We start from the raw sequence: 6,678 nt of genomic DNA, 5'->3' as shown, positions 1-6,678 counted from the left end.
CGGACGGGCGCAGCACGGCCGCCGCGCCGAACACCGGTCGCAGCGCACCGGCCGCCCGGCCGCCGGCCAGGACGTTGCCGAGCAGTCCGGCGGCGCCGTAGCCGAGCAGCAGGGCGGTGACCAGCCCGGCACCGGCGTGGGTGGTGTCCGTCAGGAAGGGGGTGACGTAGGTGTAACTGCCGAAGTGCGCCACCACGATCAGCACGGTCACCGCGATGCCGGTGCGGGTGCCGCGGCCGGCGAGCAGCCCGCGCAGCACGCCCAGGTCGGTGGTGGTCAGCGGGGGCAGCGGCGGCAGCGACCGCAGGAGGGCGGCCAGTGCGAGCAGGGTCAGCGCGGTCACCGCGAGGAAGGCCGCCCGCCAGCCGGCCAGCGAACCGAGGAACACGCCCGCGGGCACGCCGAGCACCGAGCCGAGCGGGACGGCGGAGAAGACCAGGGTGTTGGCCCGCGACTGCCGGTGCTCGGGGACGAGGCGCGGGGCGAGCCCGGAGCCGATCGACCAGAACGCGCCGATGACCAGGCCGAGGACGACCCGGGCGGTCAGCACCGCCCAGTAGCCGGGGGCGAGCGCGTTGAGCAGGTCCGCCAGGGTGAGGACGAGCAGCAGCACGCAGAGCATGGTGCGGCGGTCCACCCGCCTGGTCGCGACGGTGACGACGGGCGCGGCCACCGCGGCGACGATGCCCGGCAGGGTCATCATCAGCCCGGCCGTGCCGTCGGAGATCCGGAAGGTGGCGCCGATCGGGGTGAGCAGGCCGATCGGCAGGATCTCGGTGGTGACGATGGAGAAGACGCCCGTCGTCACGGCGAGGACGGCGAGCGTGCCGCCGCGGCGGGCCCGGGGCTCCGGTGCGCCCGGGGTGGACAGTGCGGACGGTGCGGCCGGTGCGGCCGGGGTGAGCGGGTCGGGTCGGTGGGTGGTGTCGGGCATGCCGGAGGTCCTGTCGGTGGGTTCGGGGTACTTCCCGAAGTCCACCAAGCGGAACGCGGGTTGGGCTGGCGTGAATCCGACGTCAACACTTCCGTGAGGGCAGCCCGAAGGCCCGGCCGGCGTGGTCCGCGACGTCCTGCCCGACCGCGCCACCGCTCCGACCGCCGTCGCCGCCCCCGGCCTGCGCGGCCTGTTGTGGCTGGCGCTGCGTCAGAACCTCTTCCTACTCAGGACCATGGGTGTGCTGCTGGCCCTGGCGGTGGCCGAACTCGCCCGGATCCACATCGCCTGCCGGCACATCGAGGGCGTCCTGAGCCGGACCGGCTGCTACAGCGGCGCCTGGAACACCCTCAGCATGGACGAGGCCCGGTGCCGGACCCTCTTCGCGCCGATCAACCGCCCGGGCTTCTGGTACCTGGAGGTCCTCCAGCCCGCCGTCACCGCGCTCCCGCTGCTGGTCGGCGTGTTCATCGGCGCGCCGCTGCTGGCCCAGGAGTACGAACGCGGCACCATCCGCCTGATCCGCGCACAGTCCGTCAGCCCGGCCCGCTGGCTGGCCGTCCGCCTCGCCGTGCCCGGGCTGGCCGTGCTGACCGTCAGCGGCGTGCTCGCCGCACTGATGAGCTGGGTGTGGTGGACGGACATACTGAACGGCCCGGCCGGCTTCGACCCGCCGTTCCAGTTCTTCACCTACCCGGCCCTCGGGCTCGCCCCGGTCGCCTGGTCCCTCTTCGCCCTGGTACTCGGTGTCTTCATCGGCAGACTGGTCCGCCGCACCCTGCCCGCGATGTTCCTCACCGGCGCCCTCGTCGCCGCCGCCCACGGCCTCGTCCTCTGGGCCCGGCCCTTCTTCCACTCCGCCGTGGAACAGGTCGCCACCCTGAGCACCCCCAAGCCAGCCAACGCCTGGCTCCTGGACCGCGGTGCCGTCCTCCCCGACGGCAGCCGCGTCAGCACCGACCTCTGTCGGGTCTCCATCAGCTGCGACGACACCACCGCCGCCTGGCTCCGCTACCACCCGGTCGACCACTTCGTCCCCATCCAACTGGTCGAAGCGGGCATCCTGCTGACGCTCACGGCGGCGCTGCTGGTCGCCGTCTTCCGCTGGACGCGGGTGTAGGGCCCGCCCTCCGGCCCCGGAACCGCACGGGTGACGAGAGGTCGCGCCGGTCGCCTTGCCGATCGGGGACGGCATGGCGATCGGCTGCCGCGGTGGACCGTGCGCCACTTCGAGGTGCTAACTTAGGCAAGCCTAACCACGAAGTGCGACCATGCCCAGGAGGCGTCATGGCAGACCGACCGACCCGCCGGACACCACGGGCCCGTGAAACACAGGTGCTGCGCACCGAGCGGATCACGCCGCACATGGTGCGCCTGGTCCTCGGCGGTGCGGGGCTGGACGACTTCGACGCCACCGAGTTCACCGACCACTACATCAAGGTGCTCTTCACCCCCGAGGGCGTGAACTACCCGCAGCCCTTCGACATGGTGCGGATCCGCGAGGAGTTCCCGCCCGAGCAGTGGCCGACCACCCGGACGTACACCGTGCGGGACTGGGATCCGGCGCTGCGCGAGCTGACCGTCGACTTCGTGGTGCACGGCGACGAGGGCCTGGCCGGTCCGTGGGCGGCCCGTGCGCAGCCCGGCGAGACGGTGCGCTTCCTGGGCCCCGGCGGCGGTTACGCCCCCGACCCGAGCGCCGACTGGCACCTGCTGGCGGGCGACGAGAGCGCGCTGCCCGCGATCGCCGCGGCGCTGGAGCGGATGCCGGCCGACGCGGTGGTGCACGCCTTCGTCGAGGTCGCGGACGCCGCCGAGGAGCAGAAGATCGTCTCGCCCGCCGGGGTCCAGGTCAGCTGGTTGCACCGGGGCGCACGTCCGGTGGGCGAGGCGCTGGTCGAGGCGGTGGCCGCGCTGGAGTTCCCGGCCGGTACGGCATCCGCGTTCGTCCACGGCGAGGCGGGCTTCGTGAAGGAGCTGCGGCGCCTGCTGCGCCTGGAGCACGGCATCCCGCGCGAGCGGCTGTCGATCTCGGGCTACTGGCGTTTCGGCCAGAGCGACGAGGGCTGGCGGGCGGCCAAGCGGGAGTGGAACGCCCAGGTGGAGGCCGAGCAGGAGCAGCCCGGCTGATCCGCGCCGAGGTACTGCTCGGCCCCACCGTGGACGACGACGACCCTGGCCGTGTGCCGACTGCCCCTCCCCGCCCGGCGGGAGCCCACCGCCGGGCGTCCGATCCGGAGCCCCGTCCGGCCCGCGTCCCCGTCCGGACCGGCCGGACGGCCCCTTCCGGTGGGTGGGATCATGGGCGTCCGAGGACACGGAGCGAGACGGGAGCCAAGCGGTGGGGGAGCGGCGGGGTGGGCGGCGGCCCGGGGCGGTCCTCGCCGAGGCGGAGGGGCTGCGGGCGGCGGCCGGGGCGGTGGTGGCGGACCACCGGGGAGCCGTGGAGCAGGTGCGGGCGGCGTACCTCGGGCTGCGGGACCGGTTGGTGGCGGACGAGCTGGGGACGATCCCGACGGCCCGGCTCAGGGACGTGACCGAGGGCCGGCTGCGGGTCGGGGCGCTGGAGGCGGCCGGGCTGGGGACGGTGCGGCAGGTGGCGGAGGCCTCCCGCTACACGCTCCAGCTGATCCCCGGGGTCGGGGCGCAGACGGCGGCGCAGGCGCTGGCCGCGGCCGGGCAGATCGCCAGGGCGGTCGAGCAGACGGTGGCGGTGCGGCTGGACGTGGACCGGCAGGACCCGTTGGGCACCGCGCTGGTCGTCGCGCTCCAGCGGCTGGTGGCCGCGGGGCCGGAGGCACGGCGGGCCAGCGAGACCGCGGAGCGGGTCCAGGCCGAGCTGGAGCCGCTGGTGGTGGCCGCACAGCCGGCCAGGGGGGTGTTGCGCGGGCTGTTCGCCGGGCGGGAGCGGCGGGCGCGGGCGCAGGCGGCGGTGGAGCAACTGGAGAAGGCGCTGGCCGGCTTCGGGGCGCAGGACGTCCCGGTGCTGCTCGCCCAGGCATCGGTCGACCTGCTGCGCCCACCGGTCGAGGCGGTCGAGGCGTGGACGGACTTCGAGCTGCGTTCGGCGGACTACTACGGCGTGCTCGGCGGGATCGTCGAGGAGGCCGGGGCCGAACTCGCCGCCGCCGAGGGGTTCCTGCCGGAGGAGCTGTCGGACCGGGTGAGGGCCGAGCCGCTGGACGACACCCACTGCCGGGTGTCGTTGCGCGGCTACCAGGCGTTCGGCGCGCGGTTCGTGCTCGCCCGGAAGCGGGTGATCATCGGGGACGAGATGGGCCTCGGCAAGACGATCCAGGCGATCGCCGTGCTGGCGCACCTGCGGGCGCGGGGGAGCACCCACTTCCTGGTGGTCTGCCCGGCCAGTGTCCTGATCAACTGGACCCGGGAGGTGGAGTCGCGCAGCACCCTGCGGGCGTACCGGGTGCACGGCCAGGAGCGGGAGGCGGCGCTCGCCGAGTGGCTCCGCGAGGGCGGTGTCGCGGTGGTGACCTTCGACGGGCTGCGCCGCCTGGAGCCGGCCGGGGTGGCGGAGGCGGTCACGGTCGGGATGGTCGTGGTGGACGAGGCGCACTTCGTCAAGAACCGTGCCGCGCAGCGCTCCCGGGCGGTGGCCGCCTGGGTGGAGCGGGTGGAGCGGGTGCTGTTCCTGACCGGGACGCCGATGGAGAACCGGGTGGAGGAGTTCCGCAGCCTGGTGCAGTACCTCCAGCCCGAGCTGATGCCGGAGGTCCGGCCGGACTCGGCTGCCGCCGGGCCGGTGGCGTTCCGCAAGGCGGTGGCGCCGGCGTACCTGCGCCGCAACCAGCAGGACGTGCTCACCGAGCTGCCCGAGGTCGTCCACGTGGACGAGTGGGAGGAGTTCTCGCCCGCCGACCTCGCGGCCTACCGGTCGGCCGTCGCGGCGGGCAACTTCCCGGCGATGCGGCGGGCCGGGTACGCGGACCCGGCGGATTCGGCGAAGCTGCGGCGGCTGCTGGAGATCGTCGGCGAGGCGGCGGAGAGCGGGCTGAAGGTGGTGGTCTTCTCGTTCTTCCGCGATGTCCTGGCCGCGGTCAGGGAGGCCCTGGAGCAGCGGCCGTTCGGGCCGATCGACGGCTCCCTGGGAGCGGCGCGGCGGCAGGAGGTGGTGGACGGGTTCAGTGCGGTGTCCGGGCACGCGGTGCTGCTCTGCCAGATCCAGGCCGGCGGCGTGGGGCTGAACATCCAGGCGGCCTCGGTGGTGATCCTGTGCGAGCCGCAGGTCAAGCCGACCCTGGAGGAGCAGGCGGTGGCGCGCTCCCGCCGGATGGGGCAGGTCCGCCGGGTGCGGGTGCACCGGCTGCTGGCGGCGGACAGCGTCGACCAGCGGATGCTGGACCTGCTGCGGGCGAAGGGCAGGCTGTTCGACGACTACGCGCGGCGCAGCGAGGTGGCGGAGTCGACGCCGGAGGCGGTGGACGTGTCGGAGCGGTCGCTGGCGGAGCTGATCGTCGAGGAGGAACAGCTGCGGCTGGCGGCTCGGGCGGGTGCGCAGGCGGAGGACGGCGGCCAGACGGAAGAGGACGGCGCCTCGTCCGCGGACGGTCACCCGTCCGCGAGCGCGCGCAGGTAGGTGAGCACGGCGCGCACCCGGCGGTGGCCGGTGTCGGGGGTGGGCATGCCGAGTTTGCCGAAGATGCTGCCGATGTGCTTGTTCACCGAGCTCTCGGCGAGGAAGAGGAGCCGCGCGATGGTCGGGTTGTTGTGGCCCTCGGCCATCAGGGCGAGCACCTCGTGCTCGCGCGGGGTGAGGGCGGCCAGCGGGTCGGGGCCGGTGCGGTGGGCCATCAGCTGGGAGATCACCTCCGGGTCCATCGCGGTGCCGCCCTCGGCGACGCGCCGCAGGGCCTGGAGGAACTCCTCGGCGCGGCCGACCCGGTCCTTGAGCAGGTAGCCGACGCCGGTGGCGCTCTGGGCCAGCAGTTCGGCGGCGTAGGCGCGTTCGACGTACTGGGAGAGGATCAGGACGGGCAGGTCGGGCAGCCGGCGGCGGGCTTCGACGGCGGCGCGCAGCCCCTCGTCGCGGAAGCCCGGCGGCAGCCGGACGTCGACCACGGAGACGTCCGGGCGGTGGTCGAGCAGGGCGGGCAGCAGTTCGTCGCCGTGCTCGACGGTCGCGCAGACCTCGTGGCCCTCGCTGTGCAGCAGCAGGACCAGGCCCTCGCGGAGCAGGGCGTTGTCCTCGGCGATCAGGATCCGCACGGTATCTCCGTTTCCAGGACGGTCGGGCCCCCGGGAGGGCTGGACAGGCGGGTGGTGCCGTCGAAGGCGGCGACCCTGCGGCGCAGGCCGGGCAGCCCGGTGCCCGCTCCGTCGGCGGCGCCGCCCCGGCCGTCGTCCTCGACCCGGACGGCGATGGCGTCGGCGGTGATCCGCAGCCGGACCAGGGCGGCGCGGGCGCTCGCGGGCGGGGGGGGCAGGGGGCCCGGCGGGGGCCGGGCCGGGGGGGGGTGTTAAGGGGGGGGGGCGGCCGGGCGGCGGGTGGCGGTGGGGGGTTGGGGGGTGGGGGGTGGGGGGGGTGGGGGGGGGGGGGGGGGTGGGGGTGGGGGGGGGGGGGGGGGGGGGGGGGGTGGGGGGTGGGGGGGGGGGGGGGGGGGGGGAGGAAGAGGGAGAGCCAGGGTTTGGGGGCGTTCCAGTAGCCGAGGTTTTTGATGGTGTCGGCGAAGGTGTCGGCGCGGTGGGTGTAGTCGTGGTAGGTCTGGTCGGTGATGTCGGTGGTGGTG

Annotated in this window: 5 protein-coding genes and 1 pseudogene; 3 read left to right on the top strand and 3 right to left on the bottom strand. The window is 74.8% G+C overall.

The window, feature by feature from the left end; genetic code table 11:
* The coding region (locus BU198_RS15065; RefSeq protein WP_188297360.1) for an MFS transporter at nucleotides 1-934 on the bottom strand (934 nt) is incomplete at its 3' end.
* Nucleotides 935-1,055: 121 nt separating this feature from the next.
* Here BU198_RS15065 and BU198_RS15060 point away from each other — a divergent pair.
* The 3 genes from BU198_RS15060 (at nucleotide 1,056) to BU198_RS15050 (ending at nucleotide 5,528) form a co-directional block, all read left to right on the top strand.
* Nucleotides 1,056-2,054 carry a hypothetical protein gene (locus BU198_RS15060; protein WP_188297359.1) on the top strand — a complete coding sequence of 333 codons (999 nt, stop codon included), beginning with the start codon at nucleotides 1,056-1,058 and terminating at the stop codon, nucleotides 2,052-2,054.
* Between the two features lie 167 nt (nucleotides 2,055-2,221).
* Entirely contained in the window at nucleotides 2,222-3,064 is an 843-nt protein-coding gene (locus tag BU198_RS15055; RefSeq protein ID WP_188297358.1) for a siderophore-interacting protein, read from the top strand.
* 211 nt (nucleotides 3,065-3,275) lie between these two features.
* Entirely contained in the window at nucleotides 3,276-5,528 is a 2,253-nt protein-coding gene (locus tag BU198_RS15050; protein ID WP_317620129.1) for a DEAD/DEAH box helicase, read from the top strand.
* Here the strand turns inward: BU198_RS15050 and BU198_RS15045 are convergent.
* Both BU198_RS15045 and BU198_RS42165 read right to left on the bottom strand, forming a co-directional pair.
* Nucleotides 5,501-6,157 (bottom strand): response regulator, encoded by a 657-nt coding sequence (locus tag BU198_RS15045; RefSeq protein ID WP_188297357.1) that lies wholly within the window; start codon nucleotides 6,155-6,157, stop codon nucleotides 5,501-5,503. The genes BU198_RS15050 and BU198_RS15045 overlap by 28 nt on opposite strands.
* A pseudogene (locus tag BU198_RS42165) lies at nucleotides 6,145-6,339 on the bottom strand (sensor histidine kinase); the annotation flags it as partial. The pseudogene BU198_RS42165 and the gene BU198_RS15045, both read right to left, overlap by 13 nt.
* Between the last annotated feature and the right edge of the window lie 339 nt (nucleotides 6,340-6,678).

This window comes from Streptomyces sp. CBMA156, from assembly GCF_014596515.1.
In the GTDB taxonomy this organism is placed as follows: Bacteria; Actinomycetota; Actinomycetes; order Streptomycetales; family Streptomycetaceae; genus Kitasatospora.
Note: the sequence above shows the minus strand (reverse complement) of the source record. Positions and strands in the feature narration are given on the sequence as shown.